Source organism: Azospirillum brasilense (assembly GCF_005222205.1).
In the GTDB taxonomy this organism is placed as follows: domain Bacteria; phylum Pseudomonadota; class Alphaproteobacteria; order Azospirillales; family Azospirillaceae; genus Azospirillum; species Azospirillum brasilense_G.
In genome coordinates this window covers 2,209,185-2,228,668 of the sequence record NZ_CP032345.1, presented here as the reverse complement: position 1 = coordinate 2,228,668, position 19,484 = coordinate 2,209,185, and the positions used below count along the sequence as shown (strand labels likewise).

The following is a 19,484-nucleotide window of genomic DNA, read 5'->3' as shown; positions in this document are numbered from 1 at the left end:
GGTCCGCCATGGGCAGGGCATCCGGCGTCCACGCGCGGGTTCCGCCACCGCGTTTCGCAAATTCTGAAAAAAAGTCCGCCAGCTTTTCCAGTCCCCTCCGTGGATAGCCACAGAACGGGACAACGCTCCGCCCCGCGGCGCCTCCTCCCGGACCACACGCCGGACCATCACGCCGAAACGGACGCGGAATCCCCGATTCCCGCGACGGGGAGGCCGCATCCTGGAGGCCGCCATGCAGGTTGACTCGCTCAGCTCCTCGACCGTCACCACCACCTCGTCCGCCAAAAGCTCCTCGGCCTCGCTGGCCGGCAGCTACCAGTCCTTCCTGACGCTGCTGCTTAAGCAGCTTGAGGTGCAGGACCCGACCAACCCGGTGGACACCGCCCAGTACACCAGCCAGCTCGTCCAGCTCTCCTCGCTGGAGCAGCAGATGTCCATGAGCGACAAGCTGGACGAGCTGACCTCGGCGGTGCAGGCGCTGGGAACCGGCAGCTCGGCGCTGGGCTATCTCGGGCGGACGGTGACGGCGGAGGGCGACACGACCGCCCTGCAGAACGGGGCGGCCAACTGGGAATATTCGCTGAACAGCGAGGCCGCGTCGGTCACCCTGACGGTGCGCGACGAGGACGGGGCCATCGTCTACCAGGACAGCGGCGCCACCGGGAAGGGCAGCCACGCCTTCACCTGGGACGGCACGGGGCGCGACGGCGCAATCCACACTTCGGGAAACTACAGCCTGACCGTCACCGCGGTGGACTCCAGCAAGGCCGCCATCGCCACCGAGACGCGGATCAAGGGCACGGTCACCTCCGTGGATACCTCCGGCACCACCGCGGCGCTGGGCATCGGCGGCGTGAGCGTGCCCGCCGACGACGTGCTGTCGCTGAGCTGATCCCCCTCCCCCATCCATCTCCTTGCGACAGGTGCGACGATGAGCATCACCAGCGCGATGTACAGCGCCACGTCCGGCCTGATGGCGCAGAGCAAGGCGCTCGCCTCCATCTCCAGCAACATCGCCAATTCCAGCACGACCGGCTTCAAGAGCACCGGCACCAACTTCAACTCCTACATCAACAAGACCTCGTCCATCGACGAGCAGACCGGCGGCGTGCTGGCCTTCACCTACCGCAACATCAGCGGGCAAGGCGAGATCCAGTCGTCGTCGGTCTCCACCAACATGGCGATCAACGGCGAGGGCTTCTTCGTGGTGTCGGAGGAGACGGCGGACGGCACCGTCGCCTTCACCCGCAACGGCTCCTTCTCCACCGACGCCCAGGGCTACCTGTCGAACAGCGAGGGCTACTACCTCTACGGCTGGGCGCTGAATGCCAACGGCACCGTCGCCGCCGGCAACAAGGGGTCGGTTGACAGCCTCGTCCCGGTCAACGTCGCCAACATCAAGGGCACGCCCAAGGCGACCTCGACCATGGGCATCGACGCCAACCTGCCCTCGGACGCGGACACCGGCGACAGCTTCACCACCGACATGGAGATGTTCGACAGCCTGGGCGTCAGCCACTCCATCACCCTGAGCTGGACCAAGACCGGCGAGAACAGCTGGGAGCTGGACGCCTCCGACCCCGTCCTGTCCTCCGACGCCACCCGGACCACCGGGACCATCGCCGGCTTCCCCATCCAGCTCTCCTTCAACACGGACGGCACGCTGGCCTCCGCCGCCACGGTGGCCGCGGACGGCACGACGACCGCCGCCGACCTGTCCGCCCTGTCCTTCACCGTCGACGGATGGACCACCGGAGCCGGCGGCAGCGCCGTCGCGCTGAACCTCGGCACCGCCAACAGCAACAACGGCCTGACCCAGCACGCGTCGGGCGACAGCACGCCCTCGGTCAGCGTCGAGACCACGACGCAGAACGGCTACAAGCCCGGCTCCCTGACCGGGACGACCATCGGCAAGGACGGCATCGTCCGCGCCGTCTTCGACAACGGCGAGACGCGGGCGATCTACCAGATCCCCATCGCCACCTTCGCCAACGCCGACGGGCTGGAAAGCGTCACCGGCACCACCTTCACCCAGACGGCGGCGGCCGGGCAGTACCAGCTCCGCACGGCGGGCGACGCCAAGGCCGGGACGGTGACGGCGGGCGCGCTGGAAAGCTCCACGGTCGAGCTGACCGACGAGTTCAGCCGCATGATCGTCGCCCAGCAGGCCTATTCCGCCGCCTCCAAGGTCATCACGACCTCGCAGGACATGATGGACACGCTGATCGCCATGAAGCGCTGACGGCGGTGACGGCCATGCAGCCCGCGCAACCGCTTCTCGACGGCGAAGCCGCTCTGGACGGCGAACTGCGCCGCCTCGCCCGGCGGGTGGACCGTCACCGGTCCCGGCCGGTCCCGGAAACGGCGGAGCGCCTCGCGCTGATCGACGACCTGCTCAGCCTGCGGGCGCGCATCGCCTCGGCGCGGGCCGCGGTGCAGGCGGCGATCCGCCAGACCGGCAGCGCCCAGCGCGCCGCCACCGCCTACCGCCGCACCGGCGCCCTGCGCGGCTGACCAGATCCCTCTCCCGGGACGGGAGAGGGAACACCTCAAGGAGACACCCTATGCTCCCCACCCCGCACGTCTCGCCCGCCGCCCGCCCGGACCCGGTGGCGGTCATCACCCGCTTCGTCGCGGAGATGGAAGGGCACGCGCAACGCGCCGCCAGCGCCGCGCGGGAGGGGCGCGCGGTGGACGCCCTGCGGGCGGCCGGCGCCATGCAGATGCTCCTGCACGCCCAGGCCGGGACGCTGCGCGACGCGCTGACCGCGGCGCAAAGCAAGCGCGTCCCCCTGGAAACCCGGCTGGCGGTGCGCAAGGCCCTGGACGGCGCGCTGGCCCCGCTCGGGCGGTCGGTGCGCGCGCTGGAGGCGCAGGCCAAGGCCCGGCAGGCCCGGCAGGCGGCCATCGGCGCGGCGCTGCGCGCCGCCGCCTCCGTCTCCGCTCCGTCGCGCTCCTACGCGGCGCTCGGTCGCGCGGCGGGGGCGAAGCACCTCGCCGTCACCGCCTGACCCGCCGCACAGGAGAACCGTCATGTCCCTGCGCGTCGCCGGCAGCATCGCCACCTCCGCGCTGCGCACCAACGAGGTGGGCATGGCGGTCGCCTCGGCCAACGTCGCCAACGCGGACACGGAGGGCTACACCCGCAAGACCGCCAAGCCGACGGCCAGCGACACCGCCGTCGGCTTCACCGGGGTGGAGGTCGCCGGCATCGGCAGCACGGTGGACCGCTACCTGATGACGTCGCTGGTGGCGGCACAGTCGGGCTTGGGCCTCAGCCGGACGGTCAGCGACTATCTGGACCGCTTCCAGGAGCGGCTGGGCGCCACCACCTCCGCGTCGTCGCTCGGTTCGGTCATCGACACGCTGGGCGAGACCATGGCCACCCTGGCGACCTCCCCGGAAAGCGGCAGCGCCAAGGCGGCGGCGGTGGACGACCTGACCGCGGTGGCCGAGACGCTGCGCTCCACCGCCAAGGCGGTGCAGGAGCTGCGCGGCGAGGCCGACCGCGCCGTCGCCGACACGGTGACGCGGATCAACGGGACGCTCGACACGCTGAAGGACCTCAACGACCGCATCCAGACCGGCAAGGCGCTCGGCCAGGACACCGGCGACCTGGAGGACCAGCGCAACACCGCCCTGAAGAGCCTCGCCGGGGACATCGACATCCGCTACCAGACCGACGCCAACGGCATGGTTCGGGTCTCCACCTCCTCCGGCACGTCCCTGCTGGACTCCGCGGTGCACCGGCTGTCCTACACGCCCGCCACCGCAGTCGGCGCCGGGACGAGCTTCGGCCCGATCACCATCGACGGGAAGGACGTCACCGGCTCCGTCTCCTCGGGCACGCTGGGCGGGCTGATCCAGGTCCGTGACAAGGACCTGCCGGCGCAGCAGGCCCGGCTCGACGAGTTGGCCCTGACGCTGAAGGACACACTGAACGTTCTCCACAACCAGGGCACCGCCTTTCCCCCGCCCAACGCGCTGACCGGCACGGCCACGGTCGCCGGAACGGACGCTCTGAACGGCGGCGGCACGCTGCGCGTCACCGTCGCGTCGGCGGACGGAACGGCGGTGGAGGTTCTGGACCTCGACCTCTCCGCCTACGCCACCGTGCAGGACGCGGTGGACGCCATCGACGCCATGGACTCGCTCTCGGCCCATCTCGACGCCCAGGGGCGGCTGGTCATCCAGGCCGACAACGCCGCGAACGGCGTGGCGCTGGGCGGCGACGGCACCGTGGGGGCGGACGGCCAGGGGTTCTCCGCCCGCTTCGGGCTGAACGACCTGCTGACCGGCACCGGCGCCGCCGACCTCAGGGTGACCGACGCGATCGCGCAGGACAGCGGGCGTCTGGCGACCGGCGCGCTCTCCACCGCCGCGACGCTCGCCGCCGGAGGATCGGCGCTGGCCGCGGGGGAGGGCTCGGTGGCGCAGGCGTTGAAGACGGCCTTTTCCGGTGCGCAGTCCTTCGACACGGCGGGCGGCCTGTCCGGCCGGTCGGGCAGCTTCTCCCAGTATGCGGGCGCCATCATCCAGGGGGCGGCGACCGCCGCCTCTCGCGCCGCCACCGCCTACGAGGACCAGGACTCCTACGCCAGCGGGCTGGAGTCGACGATGGCCTCACAAAGCGGCGTGAACGTCAACGAGGAAACCGCCGCGATCAGCAACCTGCAATCTGCCTATCAGGCCGCCGCCGCGGTCATGAAGGCGGTGCAGGAGATGTTCGACACGGCGCTGAATTTGGTTCGTTAGGAGAGCCGGCATGGAACGGATCGCGACCTTCAACCATCAGAACCAGCTCGTCCGCTTCATGCTGGCGGCGGAGTCCAGGGTGGCCGCCGCCCAGGTGCAGGCAGCGACCGGCGAGGCATCGGTTGATTACAAGGGCATCGCCGGCGACAGCGGGCGCCTCGTCAACCTGGAGAGCCACTACCGCCGCTCCGAGCGCTATGTGGACGAGGGGGAGGTGGTCAACGGGCGCATCCAGACCATGCACGACGCCGTGGGCGGCATGGTCGACCTCGCCAACCGCGTGCGCAGCCTTGTCGCCAGCCTCCAGGGGGCCGGCGGCGGCTCCGCGGAGGGGATCAAGAGCGAGGCGCAGGCCCTGATGTCGGAGTTCGCCGGGCTGCTGAACACCCAGCAGGAAGACCGCTACCTGTTCGCCGGGGGCCGCATCGACCGGGCGCCGGTGTCGCTGGACGGCCTGCCCGCGGCCACCAGCCCCTCCACCGCCGACACGAGCTATTACCGGGGCGATCAGAGCGTCTCCTACTTCCAGGCCGCCGACGACCTCATCGTCCAGTACGGCGTCACCGCCGACGACCCGTCCATCGAGAAGGCGCTGCGCTCCATCAGCCTGATCGCCAACATGCCGACCGACCCGGTGGACACCGCCCTGGTGGACGAGGCGTCCGACCTCGCCGACGCGGCGGCGGACGGGCTGACCGTGGTGCAGACCAAGCTCGGCTCCGCCTCCGCCACGCTGGAGCGGACCATCGACCGCCACCTGGAGGAGCAGCTTGTCCTGCAGACCCATGTCGAGGACATCCGCAACATCGACCTCGCGGAGGCGACGACGCGGCTGTCGCAGCTTCAGGCCAACCTGGAATCGACCATGAGCCTGATGAAGATCCTCCAGCAGACCAACCTCAGCGATTTTCTCTGAGCCCGAAGAATCCGCGCCAGCTTTCGCCGCGCCGGCCGTGAGACGCCATGAGGGCTGATGCACAGGCGGCCCCACCATCCGATCAGGCTCCGACCAGGAGGCACATCATGCCCGTCATCTCCACCAACACGGCGGCGAATTCCGCGCTGCGCTACCTGAACATCAACTCCGACAACCAGGCCAGCTCGGTCTCCAAGATCGCCAGCGGCTCGCGCATCACCAAGGCGTCGGACGACGCGGCGGGCCTGGCCGTCGGCACCTCGCTGACCTCCGACATCACGGTGCTGAAGCAGGCGGCGACCAACGCCGCGCACGGCTCCTCGATCCTCCAGGCGGCGGACGGCGGCATGTCCCGCGTTTCCGACATCGTGCAGCGCATGCGCTCGCTGGCCACCCAGTCGCTCTCCGGCGCCGTCACCGACACCGAGCGCGGCTATCTGGACGCCGAGTTCCAGCAGCTCATCGAGGAAATCGACGGCATCGCGTCGGGCACCCGCTTCAACGACGACCCGCTGCTGGACGGCACCGGCAACTGGGCGACCGGCGTGGATTTCCGCGTCGGGACCGAGGCGACGGACAAGATCACGGTCAGCATCTCCGACGTGAGTTCGACCGGGCTGGCCATCGGCACGCTGGCCGTCGGCACCTCGGCCACCGCCAGCGCGGCACTGACCGCTCTGGACACGGCGGTGGAGGCGCTGTCAAGCGCGCGGGCCGACGTCGGCGCCCTGATCTCCCGCTTCGAGTTCCGCGGCGAGGTGCTGGACACCTCCATCGAGAACACGGAAGCCGCGCAGTCCGCCATCATGGACGTGGACGTCGCGGCGGAGCAGGCGGAGCTTGCCTCCACCAAGGTGCTGACCCAGGCGGCCATCGCCGTGCTGTCCCAGGCCAACGAGATGCCGCAGAACCTGCTCTCGCTGCTGCGGTAAGGCGCCTTCGCAAGACCCCTCTCCCTTCGCCAGGAGAGGGTCAGGGTGAGGGGGATGGGCGTGTGCCGAACGCATCACACCGCCCTCTCTCTCACCCGCCCCTTCCTCCGCCGGACCAACGCCCATGACGACGGTGTCCTCAACCTCATCCTCGACCGCCGCCTCCACCGGCAGCTCGTCGCTGATCGCCAGCGGGTCGGGCACGGGCATCGACTATTCGGCGCTGGTCGAGGCGTCGGTGCAAAAGCGGCTGTCCCGCGCCGACCGCATCGACACGACCATCACCACCAACGAGGCGAGGATCGCCGCCTACGAGGACATGCAGGATCTGCTGCAGGCGGTGAACACGTCGCTGGACGGGCTGCGCAACCGCAACGTCTCGACGGGCGGCGGCAGCAACCTGTTCGAGGGACGGACCGCCTATCTGTCGGGCGGCGGCTCCACCTCGCCGGACAATCTGCTGTCGGTGACGGCGGCGGACGGTGCGGAGACCGGCACCTACTCCATCGTGGTGGAACAGCTCGCCACCCGCCACAAGATCGGCGCTGCCACGACGTCCAGCCAGACCGCCGCGCTCGGCCAGTCCGGCACCCTCTCGCTGGGGATTGCGGGCGGCACCGCCGTGTCCATCGACGTGGATGCCGGGGACTCCCTGACCGACATCCGCGACGCCATCAACGCGCACAAATCCACCAGCGGCGTGACCGCCAGCATCGTCAAGGTGACGGACAGCCAGTACCAGCTCATCCTCACCGCCACCGATACCGGCAAGGCGATCACCCTGGACGACGGCGGCAGCGGTGTCCTGACGGGCCTCGGCCTGACCGATGCGGACGGCGCCTACGCCAACGAACTGGTGGCCGCGCAGAACGCCGTCATCACGGTGGATGGGGTGCGGGTGGAGCGCAGCGGCAACAGCATCGCCGACGCCATCGACGGGCTGACCATCGACCTCTACGCCGCCCTGCCCGGCGAGACGATCGGGGTGGAGATCAGCACCGATCTGTCCTCCATCAAGAGCGCCATCACCGGCTTCGTCGACGCCTACAACGCCTTCCGCGACTTCGCCAAGACGCACCAGAGCGTCGGCAGCGGCGGCACCGCCGGCAGCGACGCCACCCTGTTCGCGGACAGCCTGCTGCGGCAGGTCACCAAGACGGTCTACGATGCCCTGAACGCCAAGGTGACGACGGCGGACGGCGGCACCCTGTCGCTGGCCAGCCTGGGCATCACCTTCGCCAGCGACAACACGCTCAAGGTGGACGAGACGGCGCTGAACGCCGCCCTGACCGGCGACATCGACGCGGTGCGCAAGCTGCTGGGCCTGGAGATGACCAGCTCCTCCGCCGACCTGAAGCTGTTGCGCTACGACCGCAGCCTCGGCCGTACGGACTTCACGCTCGACATCACGGTGGCGGAGGACGGCACCCTGTCCGGCGCCTCGGTGGACGGCGACGGGTCGCTGTTCCGGGTCAGCGGCAACCGCATCATCGGCAACGACGGCACCGCCTTCGCCGGGCTGGTGCTGGTCTACACCGGCCAGACGGGATCGGTGGACGTCAGCTTTTCCCAAGGGCTGGCCGACCGGCTCTACACCACGCTGAACGGCATCGCGGCGGAGGACGACGGCGACGTCGCCCGCATCGTCTCGCAGCTTGAGGCCGACAACACCGACCTGACCCGGCGGTCCGACGACATCAAGACCAAGGCCGAGGACTACCGCACCCGCCTGACCGCCTACTACGCCCGCCTGGAGGCCAAGGCGGAGGCCGCGAACCTCCTGCTCCAGCAGCTGAAATACAAGGAAAGCAGCGACGACTGACGGCGCCGCGCGCCCGCCAACGTCCCCGCATCCCCATCCGGAGAAGCCGCGCCATGCGCAACCCGACCCTGACCAAGGCCCTGTCCGCCTACGCCTCCGCCAACAGCGCGGCGCTGCCGCCCCTGGTCGCCGTCGTCCGCCTCTACGAGACGGCGGCGGCGCATCTGCACCAGGCGCGCGACGCCGCGCGGGACGGCCGGTACGACGCCCATTTCCAGGCCATGGACCGCGCCATCACCATCCTCTTGGGGCTTGATTCCATTCTGAAATTGGATAAAGGTGGGGATGTCGCGGCGACGCTGCGGCGCTTCTACCGGTCCCTGGTCCGGCAGGCCGGTTTGGCCGCTGCGCGCCGGGACCCCGTGGCCGCGACCGAGGCCATCATCCGCCAGCTGTCCTTCATGACGAAGGCATGGCAGACCATCGCCGCAGAACGCGGCGTGGTCCCCAGTTCAACCGGTGCTTCGGCCAAAGGGTCGCACGCATCCGTGATCGGGAGATCCATGGATCATGCGCGCGGCGGCCTGTTTGGCTGAGGACGGCACGCGTCCGTCCGGCACCCTTTCCAATTCCGTGTCCGGCAGGGGCGTGGCCGGCTTGGCGGCGGAGACCGACGAGGTCCTGATGGCGCGCATCCGCGCCGGGGACCAGGCGGCCTACCGCGTGCTCGTCCACCGCCACCTGAAGCGCGCCTACGCGCTCGCCCGCCGCATGTCCGGCAGCGACGCCGAGGCGGAGGACATCGCCCAGGACGCCTTCCTCCAGGTCTGGCAGCGGCGCGACCGCTGGACCGACGAGGGGGCCAAGTTCACCACCTGGCTCTACCGGGTGGTGGTGAACCGTTGCATCGACCACAAGCGCCGCCCGGCGGGGGAGGATCTGGACTCCGTGCCCGAGCCGCCGGACCACGCCCCTGACGCCGTCACCCACATCCAGCGCCGGCAGGTGGCCGCCCGCCTGCGCGACGCCCAGGACCGGCTGCCGCCGCCGCAGCGCGCCGCCCTCGCCCTTTATTATAACGAGGGCTTGAGCAGCGCGGAGGTTGCGACCATTATGCAAATCAGCGTAACTGCTGTGGAATCGCTGCTGAAACGCGCCCGCCAGCAGCTTCGCACGCTGTTGCGCGCCAGCGCGCAGGCCGCCAGGGATTCGTTCGAAGACGGATGACGCGATGACCGAAGACGAGTTTCGCGAGCTGCTGGACCGCCACGGCGGCGATCTGGAGCGCTGGCCCCGCGCGACGCTGCGGGAGGCGCGCCGCCTCCTCGCCCAATCCGTCACGGCCCAGGCCATGCTGGACGAGATGGTGGCCATCGAACTGGCGCTCGCCGAAACGGACGGCGACGAGGTTCCCCCCGATGGTCTGGCCGACCGTATCTTCGAACGCGCCTTCGGCGCCCGGACGGCGTCCTCCGACGCCCTGTCGCCCGACGCGGCCCCCGTCCCCGGCACGATCCGCCCGGTCTGATCCGCCTGATCTGATCCGCTTGGTCTGATCCACGACCACGCAATCAAAGAGAAACGACGCGACCAAAGAGAAACGACGCCGCCGGCATCCGGCCGCGGCGGCTCAATGCCGCCGCAGCGAGGGGGCCTGGGGATGGTTGCGATGGGCCGGGCGGGCGGGAAGACGCGGCCCCGGCGCCTCCGCACCCGCCCGGCGCGCCAGGACGGCGGCGCGGCGAAGCTCCGCCGCGATGCGCCCCAGCGCCGCGGACAGCGGCTCGCCCGCGCGGGGATGGAAGACCCGCATGGACGGGTACCAGGGACGCACGCCGCTGCCGAGATGGGTCCAGTCCCGCGCGCCGAAGCGCCAGACCGGCACACCGAGGGCGCCGGCCAGCTCCGCCACCGAATTGGCCGGCGCGATGACCAGATCGAGGCTGGCGATGAGCGCCGCCGTTCCCTCGAAGTCGTTTTTCAGATCGAGCCGCTCCAACTCGTAGATGGGCACGCCGAAGCGCGCCTCCGCCCGCAGGATCTCGGCCTCGCAGTCGTCGTACTGGAGGTTCACGAAGGTCACCCCCGGAACGCCCAGCACCGGCCCCCAATCGTCCAGCGGCAGATAGGCCCATTGCCGTTCCATGGTCATCAGCTGGCTGCGCCACGCGATGCCCACGCGCAGGTCGCCGCCGATGCCATCCAGCTGCCGCCGCCGCTCCAGCACCCGCGCCGGGTCGGGGAACAGCCAGGAGGACCGCGGCGGGAAGTCCGCCAGCCGGCCGCGCAGACAACGCGGCAGCGAACCGGCGGGAATGTGCAGGTCGCAGTCCACCGTCTCCACCAGCGCCCGCCCGCGCAGCGGCTGCTCGGCCCGAACGACGGCCTTGGGGAAGGAACGGGCGAACAGCGGCAGCAGGCGCGGCTCGCATTCGATCACCACCTGGCCGGCCTGCCGGATGGCGTCGGCGTAGCAGGAGGCGAACAGGAACTCGTCCCCCACCCCCTGCTCCCGCCAGATGAACAGGCGCTTGCCGGCCAGCGGCTCCCCCCGCCATTCGGGGATGGCGAAGCGCCGCTCCCGACCGGCGCGGCCGGCGGCGAAGCGGCAGGCGTAGTGGCTCCAGCCGTCGGCGAGCGCGCCGTTCTCCAGCTCCGCCAGACCACGGTTGAAGCGGGCGAGCGGGTGGCCCGGCGACGCCACCGCGGCCCGGTCGAACCAGCGCAGGGCATCGGCGCCGCCGCGCCGCTGCGTCGCCAGGCCGAGCGTGCACAGCGGGTCGGCCAGCGCCGGCGCCAGCGCCAGCGCGCGGCGGCAGGCCCGCTCCGCCTCCTCCAGCCGGCCTTCGCCGCTCAGCGCGTAGGCCAGGACGCCGTGAAGCGCCGCGTGCTGCGGCGCCAGCGCCAGAGCCCGGCGCAGCAGAACCCGCGCCTCGGCAAAACGGTCCTGGTCGCGCCGCACGCCGCCGAGATTGCCGAGCGCGTCGGCCTGCCGCGGGTCGAGCACCAGCGCCGTCCGCCACGCCGCCGCGGCCTGGACGGTCGCACCGAGATCGCGCAGCGCGCTGCCGAGATTGTTCCAGGCCCCGGCCTGCCGGGGATCGAGCGCCAGGGCACGGACGAGCCGGCGCACCGCCGCCCGCGGATGCCCGGCGGCCCGCTCCAGCAGCGCGAGGTTGATCAGCGCCGCGCCATGAGTGGGAGACAGGGACAGCAGCACGGCGAAGGCCGCCGCGGCCTCCTTCCAGCGTCCGGCGCTGCGGCAGGCGTCGGCCAGCGCCGCCCAGCCGTCCGGCCAGCCGGGTTGCAGCCGGACGGCGCGCCGGAACCAGCGGATCGCCGCCTCCGCCCGCCCCAGCCGCGCCGCCGCCAACCCAAGCAGGAAGGCGCCCTCCGCCCGTGCCGGGTCGTGAAGGACCGCCGCCCAGGGCGAGCCGTGCCCGCCGCGCCGGCCGGTCGCCGGCGCGCTGTCGTGATGATCCGCCATGATCTTGCGTTTTCTTGTGAGGACCGGCAGCGCCGTCAGACCGCCCACTGTCCCGCGGCGGTCCGCCCGGAGGGGGCGGCACCGTCGCTGATGGAGCCGGTCAGGCCCGACACCATGGAATTGACACCGGCCAGCGCGTCCGACATGCCTCTGCCCCCGATTGTCCAAGAATGTTCCCGCCGTTGATACGGGCCGCCCCGCCGGACTCCTGCGCCGGACCGGAGCAATTTTTGCATCGGCTGACGAAAACAATCGGTCGCGCGGACGGGCGGTCCGGCCCGGACATGGCTGCGGAGCCCGACCGGACGACGCGGGCTTTTCCCGCTCTCAACGCCGCTTCCATCCATAAACGGCGTTCCGGACATCGGTCGGAAACACCCCCGCCATGCCCTCGAACGCGGTGTTCGTCAGCGCGACCACCGAAAGGCCGTTCCCGCGGTCGATGAACCAGGAATGGCCGTAGGCGCCGCCCCATTGCAGGGTGCCGGCGGCCGCGCCGACCTGATCCCGGACCATCAGGCCGACCGTCTCGGGTTTCAGGATCGGCGAGCCGCCCATGCGGATCGCTTCGAGAAACCGCAGAACGTCCGCAGCCGTCCCGGCCATGCCCGCACCGCCCGATTGATAGGAGGCGGCCTTGAGAATGCGCGACGGCGCGAAGGTCGCGGCAAATCCCATCAGCGGAACCCATGCGATTGCCGAGATCGAGCGGCATCGCGCGTAGCGCCTCCGGCCGACCCCAGGGCCGACGAAGGGGGTCAGCGGCGCGGGTGGCCTCCTACCGCTCCCACCGGCGGACGATGGCGTCGATGGTCCCGTCCCGCTTGAGCTTCTCGTAGGCCGCCTGCAAGCGCTCAGCCTTGTCCGTCCGCGGCTTGGGGACGGATATGTAGCGCGGCACCATGGCCAGCGGCGTGGGCAGGATCTTGACCGAACCCGTCCGGCCCTCGCTGTCGGCCAAGAATCGGAGCACCTGCCGGTCGCCGGCGATGGCATCGACACGGCCGAGCAGCAGGCGGCGGAACGACACGACGTTGCTGCTGCTGGAGACCCGCTCGAACAGAGGCGACTTGTCGAATTCGGGGGTGTATTCGAAGCCGTCGACGACGCCGATCCGCAGGCCCTGCAAATCGTCGATGCGGGTGTAGGTGATCTCCGAATTGCTGCGGACCATGAGCACGGTCGCGCCCACACGGTAGGGACCGATCAGATGGCCGCGCTCCAGACGGCGCGGCGACGTGAAGAACTGAAAGGCGACATCCACCTCGTTCTCGTCGTGCGCCCGCACCACCTCCGGCCAGGCCATGGGGCGGTGAACCGGATAGACGCCGATGTCCTTAAGCATGGCATCGACGATTTCCGTGTCCATTCCCGTGCGCTTGCCGCGCTCGGTGAAATTGTACGGCGGGAAATAATCCTCGGACGCGACCGTCCAGTTCTCCGCGCGCGCTGGGGCCGAAGCCAGAACCAGAGCCGCGGCGAGCAATCGGGCCGCCGCCGCCAAACACACGCGCACCGTCGTCCTCATCAACCCTCTCCACTCACATCCTGGAACCGCCTGTCGCTGGGCACCGCGTACAGGGCAATCCGGTCGTCCTCAATGGGAAAAGAACGGGCGGGTGTGATATCGCATCGGGGACGGCGCTCACGGCTTCCTGCCGGGTGGGGAATGGGACCGGCCCCGCCCGCGAACGGGGGGAACGGCCCCACTCACCACGCCGGTCCGGTCAGGCGGCGGCGCGCAGACGCATCGCCCCGACCAGATCCTCGATGGTCACCACCGGCATGCCCTGGCGTTCGGCGAAGGCCACCAGCTCGGGCAGGCGGGCCATGGTGCCGTCGGGGTTCATCACCTCGCACAGCACCCCCGCCGGACGGCGCCCGGCCAGGGTGGTCAGCTCGATGGTCGCCTCGGTGTGGCCGCGCCGCGCCGCCAGCCCGCCGGCGTGGGCGCGGATCGGGAAGACGTGGCCGGGCCGGGCGAGGTCCTCCGGCCGGCAGCCGTCGGCGATGGCGGTGCGGATGGTGGTCACCCGGTCCGCCGCCGACACGCCGGTGGACACGCCCTCCCGCGCCTCGATGGAGACGGTGAAGGCGGTGCCGAAGCGCGCCGTGTTGCTGCCGACCATGGGCGGCAGGTCGAGGCGGCGCGCGTCGGCGTCGGTCAGGATCAGGCAGACGATCCCCGACCCTTCGCGGATCAGCAGGGCCATCTGTTCGGCGGTGATGGTCTCGGCGGCGTAGATCACGTCGCCCTCGTTCTCGCGGTCCTCGTCATCCACGACGACGACCCCGCCACCCTTGCGGATGGCCTCCACGGCGCGGATCACCCGCTCCTCGGCGGTGCCGAAGCGGTCGAGAAGGCCGGCGGCGGAGGTGGTGGAAAGCGGGTTGCTGGCAAAGGTCTGATTCACGGTTCTCACTCCGGTTGGGGCGAGCCTGAATCAGGGCGCAAAGAGACATCCGGCGGTCCGCGCGGGTTGCCCCGCGCGGACCGCCGTCGCAGGCCAGCGCACGCGCCCCACACGCCACGCCAGGCGCGACGCGCGGACCACGGTCGATGACCGGCTCGTCCTCTTCCATCCGGACTGTCACCGTCGGCTCCGGCCTTGAACCGGATCTGCTGACCTCCCCGCCTGACGGCCGGGAGCGCTCGCGGGCTCCCCCTCTTGCGAGGGGCTACCGCCGGTCGGGATTTTCACCCTGCCCTGAGAACAAGCGTCTGTTGCGCCGCCCCCGGATGGGGACGGCACCGGCAGCGTCCCCCAGCGGACCGGGCAAAGTCAAGACCGCTTCGCCCCGCCGACCGGCCCCTCCGTCCGGCGCAGCAGATAGTCCAGCCCGCCCAGCCGGTACCAGCGGTAGCCGTAGGGCTCCAGCACCAGCCGGTGCCGCCCGTCCTCCTCGGGGTCGTTGTGGTCCTCGGCCAGCAGATTGACCAGCCGCGGCGATTTACCCTCGCCATCGACCGCCAGCGCGACCTCGTGGGGACGGTCGTCGAGGTTGTGGACGACGAGCACCGAGTTGTTCCGCCAGTCGTAGCGGATCGCCAGCACCGCGTTCGATCCGGTGGGCAGCACCTGGAAGTCGCCCCAGCCGATCTCCGGGCATTCCTTGCGCATGCGGATGATCCGCTCGGTCCAGTTCAGCAGGGCCGAAGGGTCGCGGCGCTGGTGGGCGGCGTTGATCCGCTCGTAGCCGTAGGCGCCGCCGCTGATGACCGGATGCACGGGGTCGTCCGCCTTGGTGAAGCCGCCCTGCGGCTCGTCCGACCACTGCATGGGGGTGCGGGCGCACTCGCGCTCCGGCAGGGACAGGTCGTCGCCCATGCCGATCTCGTCGCCGTAGCGCAGGACCGGGGTTCCGGGCAGAGTGAACAGCAGGCTGTAGGCCAGTTCCAGCCAGCGCCGGTCGCCGCGCAGCATCGGGGCGAGCCGCCGCCGGATGCCGCGGTCGTAGAGCTGCATGTTCTTGTCCGGCCCGAAGGCGTCGAAGACGCGCTTGCGCTGCGCCTCGGTCAGGCGGCCGAGGTCCAGCTCGTCGTGGTTGCGCAGGAACAGGCCCCACTGGTTGGAGCTGGGGCGCGGCACCCGGGTGACGTCCAGCGCCTTGGCCAGCGGCCGCGTGTCCGCCGTCGCCAGGGCGTAGAACAGGTTCTGGTTGACCTGGAAATTGAAGACCATCTGCATACGGTCGCCGTCGTCGCCGAAATACTCCTGGTCGACGGTCGGCAGCACGTTGGCCTCGGCCAGCAGCACGGCGTCGCCGCACCGCCACTGCACGAACTCCCGGAAGGTGCGGAGCATGTCGAACTGCTGCTTGGGCTTCTTTACGTCCGGCCCCTTGGTCGCGATGACGAAGGGCACGGCGTCCATGCGGAAGCCCGACACGCCCAGCTCGATCCAGAAGCCCATCACCTTCAGCAATTCGGCCTGCACCTCCGGGTTGGCGGTGTTCAGGTCCGGCTGGAATTCGTAGAAACGGTGGAAGTAATAGGCGCGGGCCTCCTTGTCCCAGCTCCAGGTCGTCTTCTGCACGCCGGGAAAGACGACGCCCTGGTCGGCGTCGTCCGGCTTCCTGTCCGACCAGACGTACCAGTCCCGGTAGGGGGAGTCCGGGTCCTTGCGCGCCGCCTGGAACCAGGGGTGCTGGTCCGACGTGTGGTTGACCACGAGGTCGATGATGACGCGGATGCCGCGCTGCTTGCAGGCGTGGCTGAACTCCACGAAGTCGCCCAGCGTGCCGTAGCGCGGATCGACGTTGTAGTAGTCGGCCACGTCATAGCCGTGGTCGCGCATCGGCGACGGTTGGAACGGTCCCAGCCAGAGGCAGGTCACGCCCAGCCCCTGCAGATAATCCAACCGGCGCTGCAAGCCTTGGAAATCGCCGATCCCGTCGCCGTTGGCGTCCATGAAGGTGCCGACCGACAGGTTGTAGATGACCGCGTTCTTGTACCAGAGATCCTTGATCATGGCCCGCCCCCGCACCGGACGCGGCGCCCGCCGCCGCTCGTCCTAGGCCATAACAGGACCGACCGGCCGAGGTCCCGCCATCCCGCCGAGCCAACCGTAAGGGGGTGTCCTACGCCCTTAGGAAAAAGGTTAATGTATAGTTAAGGTCACAAGAAAGCCTTCAATCCTGCCCGCATGATGTCCCCCAAGACGCACAGAACCAGGGGAATCGTGCCATGAAGCGTGCCATGCGCCAGACCGCCGCCCAGAACGGCACCGCCCAGAACAGTGCCACCCAGACCACCACGACGCAGGCCGTCAGCTACAGCTACGGGAACAACGCCGGCACCCTGGCGGCGGCTCCCGCGGCGCCGGTTCCCACCAGCTTCGCCCCGGTGACCATCAACTACGCGGAGACGCGGGCGGACGGCGGGTTCGGCTGGGACGTGAAGTACGACCTCGCCTTCGACGGCACGGCCTTCACCGTGCAGACCCGCATCCACCTGACCGGCGACGACGCCGGCGCGCTGAAGCAGGTCTGGGAGCAGGGGATCGAGGGGATCTGGAGCGACAAGTACAGCCTGTCGGACGGCACCAGCAGCTACGCCATCCGCTTCGACGTGCAGTTCGTGGCGGCCGGGAACCAGCATTACAACGTGAACGTCAGCAACAGCTACGGGCGCTGCGACATGCTGAACTGGTGCACCCAGACCGACTGGGGGCCCGATTACCAGGACGAGCTGGCGGCCCACGAATTCGGCCACATGATCGGCGCCTTCGACGAGTATGCGGGCGGCGCCACCTACGGCAATTTCGCCGCCACCGGCACCATCATGTCGGACCTGACCCCGACGCTGCGCCCCAACTACATGAACTCCATCGATTATTACGCCGAGCAGTTCACCGGCAAGACCTTCCAGATCGTGGAGATCCCGAAGAACCTGACGCTGACCGGCAACACGTGGGCCGACAGCCTCTATGGCGGGGCGGGCAACGACACGCTGAGCGGGCTGAGCGGCAACGACCAGCTCTTCGGCGGGGCCGGCAACGACCTGCTGTGGGGCGACGCCGGCAACGACACGCTGCGCGGACAGGCCGGCAACGACGCGCTCCATGGCGGCTCGGGCGCCGATCTGCTGATGGGGGACGAGGGGAACGACACGCTGTGGGGCGATGCCGGCAACGACACGCTGTGGGGCGGCTCGGGGGCGGACCTCTTCGTCTTCACGCGCGGCGGCGGTCAGGACCGCATCGCCGATTTCAGCCGCACGCAGAACGACCGCATCCAGATCGCCTCCAACATGACCTACCGGCTGGGATCGGACGGCAGCGGCAGCGCCCTGCTCGACTTCGGCGGCGGCGACCGGCTGACCCTGGCCGGCATCGCCCCGAACCAGGTCACCTCGGCCTTCTTCACCTACGGCTGAGGCATCCCGTAACGCAGGAACTGGACGCGGGTGTCGCCGTAGCGGCGCTCGTCCAGGTCCGCGAAGCCGGGCGGCAGGGGCAGCGAGTCGCGCCCGGCGACCTCGACCACCAGGACGGCGCCGGGGGCCAGCCAGCCGGCCTTTGCCAGCCCGGCCAGCGCCCGCGGCGCCAGATCCTGGCCGTAGGGCGGGTCGAGGAAGGCCAGCGTGCAGGGGCGGCCCGGCGGAGGCGGCGGACGGGTGGCGTCGGCGCGCAGGATCGCGGCGTTCGCCCCCTCCCCCAGCGCCGCGACGTTGGCCCGCACGGCGTCCAGCGCGGCGCGGCCCAGGTCGAGGAAGCTGGCGTGGGCGGCCCCGCGGGACAGCGCCTCCAGCCCCAGGGCGCCGGTTCCGCAGAAGGCGTCCACGACGACGGCGCCCTCCAGCAGGTCGGCGCCGTCCGGCCCCCAGTCGGCGTGGGACAGGATGTTGAACAGGGATTCGCGGGTGCGGTCGGTGGTCGGCCGCGTGTCGCTCCCCCCCGGGGCGGCCAGCCGCCGCCCGCGGTGCTTACCGCCGACGATCCGCACGGGTCCGCTCCGGCCCGCGGCCACCCTCGGAGGCGCCTCCGCCGCCGCGCGGCTTCGGCCCCGGCTTCCCACCACCGCCGGGCTTGCCGCCCTTCAGCGTCAGCGTGCCGGGCTTGCCCGCCGGCTTGCCATCCGTCCTGGCGGAGGCCGGCTTCCCGGAAGCGTAGCCCCCCGAGGCCGGCTTGGCCGGGCCGCGCCGGTCGGACGCGGCCTTCGGCTCCGCCTTGGCCCAGCCGGCCTTGGCGTCGCGCGGCTTGGATGCCTTCGCCGGAGCGGCGGAACGGCCCTTGGCGCCTTCGCCGGCGCCCTCGGTCCTGGCGGCCTTGGCGGCGGAGGTCTTGCCCGCGCCCTTGGCCTTGCCTTCCTCCGCCGGATCGGCGCCAGTAAAGAATCGGGACACCTGCTCGCGCACCACGCGCTTCGGCACCTCCTCGACGGCGCTCTCCTCCAGCTTGCCGAGCTGGAAGGGGCCGTAGGCGACGCGGATCAGCCGGTTCACCTGGAGGTCCAGCGCCTCCATCACCTTGCGGATCTCGCGGTTCTTGCCTTCCTTCAGGCTGACGGTCAGCCAGGCGTTGCGACCCTGGATGCGGTCCAGAACGGCTTCGATGGGACCGTACTTCACCCCGTCGATGGTCGGTCCCTTCGCCAGTTCGGCCAGCTTCACCTCGTTCACCTCGCCGAAGACGCGCACGCGGTAGCGGCGGGTCCAGCCGGTGGCCGGCAGTTCCAGGAAGCGGGCCAACTCGCCGTCGTTGGTCAGCAGCAGCAGCCCTTCGGTCGTCAGGTCGAGCCGACCGACCGAGATGACGCGCGGCATGTCCGGCGGCAGCCGTTCGAAGACGGTGGTGCGGCCCTTCTCGTCGCGGGCGGTGGTGACCAGCCCGGACGGCTTGTAATAGCGCCACAGCCGCGCCGGTTCCGGCTCGGGGATGACCTTGCCGTCCACCTGCACGACGTCGCCGGACCGCACGACGCAGGCCGGGCTGTCCAGGGTCGTGCCGTTGACGGCCACGCGGCCGTCGGTGATCCAGCGCTCGGCGTCGCGGCGCGAGCACAGGCCCGCGCGCGCCAGCCGCTTGGCGATGCGCTCGCCGGCATCGGGCTCGCCCGCGTCCGCATCGGCGGCGCCGGGCATGGCTTTGGAATGGTCGAAATCGGGGGTGTCCATGGGCACGGACCATA

General features: G+C 70.5%; 19 protein-coding genes and 1 riboswitch. Of the genes, 12 read left to right on the top strand and 7 right to left on the bottom strand.

Annotation, left to right across the window (positions count from 1 at the left end; all coding sequences use genetic code 11):
- The first annotated feature begins 232 nt into the window (after positions 1-232).
- The 11 genes from D3869_RS10775 (at position 233) to D3869_RS10725 (ending at position 9,893) form a co-directional block, all read left to right on the top strand.
- Positions 233-892, top strand: coding sequence for a flagellar hook assembly protein FlgD (locus D3869_RS10775; protein WP_137140043.1), 660 nt, complete (start codon positions 233-235; stop codon positions 890-892).
- Between the two features lie 39 nt (positions 893-931).
- Positions 932-2,242, top strand: coding sequence for a flagellar hook protein FlgE (gene flgE, locus D3869_RS10770; protein WP_137140042.1), 1,311 nt, complete (start codon positions 932-934; stop codon positions 2,240-2,242).
- Between the two features lie 14 nt (positions 2,243-2,256).
- On the top strand, positions 2,257-2,514 hold the full coding sequence (locus tag D3869_RS10765; RefSeq protein WP_137140041.1) for a hypothetical protein: 258 nt from the start codon (positions 2,257-2,259) through the stop codon (positions 2,512-2,514).
- Between the two features lie 50 nt (positions 2,515-2,564).
- Positions 2,565-3,011, top strand: coding sequence for a hypothetical protein (locus D3869_RS10760; protein WP_137140040.1), 447 nt, complete (start codon positions 2,565-2,567; stop codon positions 3,009-3,011).
- Positions 3,012-3,033: 22 nt separating this feature from the next.
- Positions 3,034-4,755 (top strand): flagellar hook-associated protein FlgK, encoded by a 1,722-nt coding sequence (gene flgK, locus D3869_RS10755; RefSeq protein ID WP_137140039.1) that lies wholly within the window; start codon positions 3,034-3,036, stop codon positions 4,753-4,755.
- 10 nt (positions 4,756-4,765) lie between these two features.
- Positions 4,766-5,671 carry a flagellin gene (locus D3869_RS10750; protein ID WP_137140038.1) on the top strand — a complete coding sequence of 302 codons (906 nt, stop codon included), beginning with the start codon at positions 4,766-4,768 and terminating at the stop codon, positions 5,669-5,671.
- A 107-nt stretch (positions 5,672-5,778) separates the two neighbouring features.
- Entirely contained in the window at positions 5,779-6,603 is an 825-nt protein-coding gene (locus D3869_RS10745) for a flagellin (RefSeq protein ID WP_137140037.1), read from the top strand.
- A 124-nt stretch (positions 6,604-6,727) separates the two neighbouring features.
- Entirely contained in the window at positions 6,728-8,425 is a 1,698-nt protein-coding gene (gene fliD / locus D3869_RS10740) for a flagellar filament capping protein FliD (protein ID WP_137140036.1), read from the top strand.
- A gap of 53 nt (positions 8,426-8,478) precedes the next feature.
- The gene (gene fliS, locus D3869_RS10735) at positions 8,479-8,961 is read left to right on the top strand and encodes a flagellar export chaperone FliS (protein WP_137140035.1); all 483 of its coding nucleotides are present in this window, start codon (positions 8,479-8,481) and stop codon (positions 8,959-8,961) included.
- Positions 8,936-9,592 (top strand): RNA polymerase sigma factor, encoded by a 657-nt coding sequence (locus tag D3869_RS10730; protein WP_137140034.1) that lies wholly within the window; start codon positions 8,936-8,938, stop codon positions 9,590-9,592. Before fliS ends, D3869_RS10730 begins: the two co-directional genes overlap by 26 nt.
- 4 nt (positions 9,593-9,596) lie before the next feature.
- A complete protein-coding gene (locus D3869_RS10725) occupies positions 9,597-9,893 on the top strand; it encodes a hypothetical protein (protein ID WP_137140033.1) in 297 nt (98 codons plus the stop codon).
- Positions 9,894-9,995: 102 nt separating this feature from the next.
- Here D3869_RS10725 and D3869_RS10720 read toward each other — a convergent pair whose 3' ends face one another.
- The 5 genes from D3869_RS10720 to D3869_RS10700 all read right to left on the bottom strand — a co-directional run bounded on the left by D3869_RS10720 (position 9,996) and on the right by D3869_RS10700 (position 16,324).
- Positions 9,996-11,852 carry a tetratricopeptide repeat protein gene (locus tag D3869_RS10720; protein ID WP_137140032.1) on the bottom strand — a complete coding sequence of 619 codons (1,857 nt, stop codon included), beginning with the start codon at positions 11,850-11,852 and terminating at the stop codon, positions 9,996-9,998.
- A gap of 327 nt (positions 11,853-12,179) precedes the next feature.
- Positions 12,180-12,614: a serine hydrolase gene (locus D3869_RS10715; protein WP_282190173.1), complete on the bottom strand. Its 435-nt coding sequence runs from the start codon at positions 12,612-12,614 to the stop codon at positions 12,180-12,182.
- Between the two features lie 16 nt (positions 12,615-12,630).
- Positions 12,631-13,380 carry a substrate-binding periplasmic protein gene (locus tag D3869_RS10710; protein ID WP_137140031.1) on the bottom strand — a complete coding sequence of 250 codons (750 nt, stop codon included), beginning with the start codon at positions 13,378-13,380 and terminating at the stop codon, positions 12,631-12,633.
- A 199-nt stretch (positions 13,381-13,579) separates the two neighbouring features.
- The gene (gene ribB, locus D3869_RS10705; RefSeq protein WP_137140030.1) at positions 13,580-14,266 is read right to left on the bottom strand and encodes a 3,4-dihydroxy-2-butanone-4-phosphate synthase; all 687 of its coding nucleotides are present in this window, start codon (positions 14,264-14,266) and stop codon (positions 13,580-13,582) included.
- 153 nt (positions 14,267-14,419) lie between these two features.
- Positions 14,420-14,572: riboswitch (FMN riboswitch) on the bottom strand.
- A 63-nt stretch (positions 14,573-14,635) separates the two neighbouring features.
- Complete coding sequence (locus tag D3869_RS10700) at positions 14,636-16,324, bottom strand: alpha-amylase family protein (protein WP_137140029.1); 1,689 nt, start codon at positions 16,322-16,324, stop codon at positions 14,636-14,638.
- 215 nt (positions 16,325-16,539) lie between these two features.
- Between D3869_RS10700 and D3869_RS33435 the strand changes: the two genes are divergently transcribed.
- Positions 16,540-17,730 carry a calcium-binding protein gene (locus D3869_RS33435; protein WP_014239547.1) on the top strand — a complete coding sequence of 397 codons (1,191 nt, stop codon included), beginning with the start codon at positions 16,540-16,542 and terminating at the stop codon, positions 17,728-17,730.
- On the opposite strand, the gene rsmD is transcribed toward D3869_RS33435, so the two are convergent.
- Positions 17,721-18,299 carry a 16S rRNA (guanine(966)-N(2))-methyltransferase RsmD gene (gene rsmD / locus D3869_RS10690; protein WP_247895621.1) on the bottom strand — a complete coding sequence of 193 codons (579 nt, stop codon included), beginning with the start codon at positions 18,297-18,299 and terminating at the stop codon, positions 17,721-17,723. The two genes, D3869_RS33435 and rsmD, sit on opposite strands and share 10 nt — an antisense overlap.
- On the bottom strand, positions 18,280-19,470 hold the full coding sequence (locus tag D3869_RS34740; protein WP_137140027.1) for a pseudouridine synthase: 1,191 nt from the start codon (positions 19,468-19,470) through the stop codon (positions 18,280-18,282). Before D3869_RS34740 ends, rsmD begins: the two co-directional genes overlap by 20 nt.
- Positions 19,471-19,484: the final 14 nt, after the last annotated feature.